This window comes from Synechococcus sp. OH2 (assembly GCF_047462155.1).
Taxonomy (GTDB): Bacteria; Cyanobacteriota; Cyanobacteriia; order Thermostichales; family Thermostichaceae; genus Thermostichus.
The window spans coordinates 3063-6037 of the sequence record NZ_JANSIR010000074.1 but is presented as its reverse complement, the minus strand read 5'-3'; the positions used below and the strand labels follow the sequence as shown (position 1 = coordinate 6037).

The window sequence follows — 2975 nt, the reverse complement described above, 5'->3', positions numbered from 1 at the left end:
CTGTCAGTCAACAAGTAAGCGGAACCTTGAGACTGGGTTCCAAGGAACTGTCTAGGGGCGTCTTGACAGCGCCTTTGCGAGTCCATCTGTGGATTGCGCAAGAATCTCCCGACTTTAGTCGGGGGAGTGTCAATGCCCTCATGCCAAGCCTCTTAGCCCGGCAACAGAGAACTGCCTCAACATCGGGGCTGTCTCGGCCCAGGCGGTCATAGCCCTAGCCCCTCTGCCAGAGGGGGAGGGGAGCGGCAGGCAGTATACAGTTTTGCTGCATCTTGCCTAACCAGCGAGCTATAGACTGGGAAGGAGGTAGGCTGGCAGCGCGACTGCTTTTTCCGGCAAATACCTGGGAGGGCAGGAAGGAGAGTGGCGAAGATACCCATCTGGCTACAGGGAGTGAGCTATGCCATCTATGGCTTTCTCTACCTGCCGATTCTGTTGATCGTCGTCTACTCGTTTAACCGCGCCCGCTTTGGCCTGGCGTGGACGGGTTTTACCTTCGATTGGTACTTGGCTCTCTTTCGCAATGCGGCAGTTTGGCAGGCAACCCAAAATACGTTCCTCTTGGCCTTGGTCAGCACCCTGGTGAGCACGGTGCTGGGATCCCTCTTGGGCTATGGCCTCTACCGCTACCGTTTCCCCGGCCAAAAGATTGTGCAGGGGTTGCTGCTGTTGCCGGTCACTGTCCCGGATATTGTGATGGCGATTACGCTGCTGCTGTTTTACCAGTTTGTGCGCGCCTACACCGGCTGGTTTGAGCTGGGCTTGGGAACGATGATCCTGGCCCACATCACCTTTCAGATTGCCTTTGTGGCCATCGTGGTGCGCAGCCGCCTGCAGCTTTTGGATCCCGCTTTGGAGGAAGCCGCCTACGACCTTTACGCCAACACCTGGCAGAAGCTGCGCTATGTAACCTTGCCCCTGGCCAGGCCGGGGATCCTGGCCGCGGCGCTGCTGGCCTTTACCCTCTCCATCGATGACTTTGTCATCTCCTTTTTCACCAGCGGGCCGGAAAGCCAGACCCTGCCCATCCTCATCTACAGCACGGCGCGGCGGGGGGTGACGCCGGAGATCAACGCCCTCTCCACCGTGATCATCCTGGCTACCTTGGTCGTGGTGATGGGGTTTCCCCTGCTCAGCCGCTCCCGCTAGCCCCCCTCTCCCTCAGGGAGAGGGGCTGGGGGGGGAGGGTAGATCCCTCAGGGATAGAGGCCGTGGGTGAGGATCTCAGGAAGAGGGGCTGGGGGAGAGGGATCAAGTATTGAAATAGCGGGCCGCCGGGTGGTAGGCGACGATGGCGGTGGTGGACTGTTCCGGATCCAACTGGTCGCTGTCGTCCATGGTCAGGCCGATGCGCTCGGCCCGGAGCAGCTCCAACAAAACCCGCTGATCGGCGATGTTGGGGCAAGCAGGATAGCCGAAGCTGTAGCGGGAGCCGCGGTAGCCCTGGTGCAGGATCTGGCGGATGTCGGGGCTGTCCTCGCCGCCAAAGCCCAGCTCCCGTCGGATGCGGGCGTGGCACCACTCTGCTAAGGCTTCTGCCAGGGTGACGGCCAGGCCGTGGAAGTAGAGGTAGTCAGTGTACTGGCCTTCGGCAAACAGGCGCTGGGCGTAGGCCGTAGCCTCTGGCCCCACTGTAACTGCCTGCATGGGGAAAACGTCCACCAAGCCGGTGGAGCGATCGGCGAAGAAGTCGGCAATGCAGAGGCGCTGGCCGGTTTTTTGGCGGGGGAAGGTGAAGCGGGCCAGCTCCCGCACCTGGGGAGAAAGCTGGGGGCGCTCGACGGTGGGCAGTTGGAAGTAGGTGGTGGAGCCGGGCTCCAGGGCAAACAGCTCGGGGAAGCTGGCCGGGTCGAAGAGGATTAACGTATTCCCTTGCGCCTGCGCTGGGAAGTAGCCATAGACCACCTGCGGGTGCAGCAGGTCTTCGCTCAGGATCCGCTCCTTCCAACGCTCGATCACCGGCTCCACCTGGGTGGCGAGAAACTGGGCAAACTCCTCCGCCGACTGGTCGCGCGGCTTGCGGATCTGCCACTGGCCGGCCACCAGGGCCTGCTTGTCGATATAGAAGAAGACTTCCGGCCAGGGGATCTGATCTGAGGCGAGAACTTTGGATCCCCAGAAAGGGGGGATGGGTCGCTCGGTATCCAGGGCAACGGCCTCGGAACGACGGGTGTCTGCCCCGCCGTCGCCAGCCGAGACCGCAAGGGCAGGAGCAGCGCCCACGGTCACCTCTGGAGCCGGCAAGGTGGGATCCGCTGGATCCGCAGCAGCCTCCTTCTGGCCGTTGACTCGCTGCTCCAAGTCATCCAGAAAACCCAGCCGGTCATCCCAGCGCCCGGCAGCCTTGGCCTGCATCAGCCGATCCATAAAGTGCAGGTCGGTAAAGGCGTCGCGGCCATAGATGACTTGGCCCTTGTAGGTCTGGCGGCAGTCTTCTTCCACAAAGCGGCGGGTAAGGGCCGCCCCCCCTAGGATTACGGGCACGGCGATGCCCCGCTCGTTAAACACCTCCAGATTTTCTTTCATAAACGCAGTAGATTTCACCAACAGGCCGCTCATGGCAATGCAGTCGGGCTTGTACTTTTCATAAGCCTCGATGATGTTTTCCACTGGCTGCTTGATGCCCAAATTGATGACCTTGTAGCCGTTGTTGGTGAGGATGATGTCCACCAGGTTTTTGCCGATGTCGTGGACATCCCCCTTGACGGTGGCGATCAAGAAGGTGCCCTTGCACACCTCCCCGCCCACCTTTTCCATGAAGGGCTCTAGGTATTTCACCGCCGCCTTCATGGTTTCTGCCGACTGCAGCACAAAAGGCAGTTGCATTTTGCCGGCGCCAAAAAGCTCCCCCACCTCCTTCATGCCGTCCAGCAAAAAGGTATTGATGATCTCCAGGGGGGAGTATTTCTGCAGCGCCTCCGCCAGGGTCTCCTCCAGGCCGATGCGCTCCCCGTCGATGATGTGCCGCCGCAGCC

Annotated in this window: 1 protein-coding gene and 2 pseudogenes; 1 reads left to right on the top strand and 2 read right to left on the bottom strand. The window is 60.9% G+C overall.

What is annotated here, in order from left to right; translation table 11 throughout:
• The first annotated feature begins 363 nt into the window (after positions 1–363).
• Positions 364–1149 carry an ABC transporter permease gene (locus NW835_RS06300; protein WP_414365675.1) on the top strand — a complete coding sequence of 262 codons (786 nt, stop codon included), beginning with the start codon at positions 364–366 and terminating at the stop codon, positions 1147–1149.
• A gap of 102 nt (positions 1150–1251) precedes the next feature.
• Here NW835_RS06300 and NW835_RS06295 read toward each other — a convergent pair.
• Together NW835_RS06295 and NW835_RS06290 are read right to left on the bottom strand one after the other, a co-directional pair.
• Positions 1252–2175 (bottom strand): annotated as a pseudogene (locus NW835_RS06295) (vitamin B12 dependent-methionine synthase activation domain-containing protein); the annotation flags it as partial.
• A gap of 128 nt (positions 2176–2303) precedes the next feature.
• Positions 2304–2975 (bottom strand): annotated as a pseudogene (locus tag NW835_RS06290) (B12-binding domain-containing protein); the annotation flags it as partial.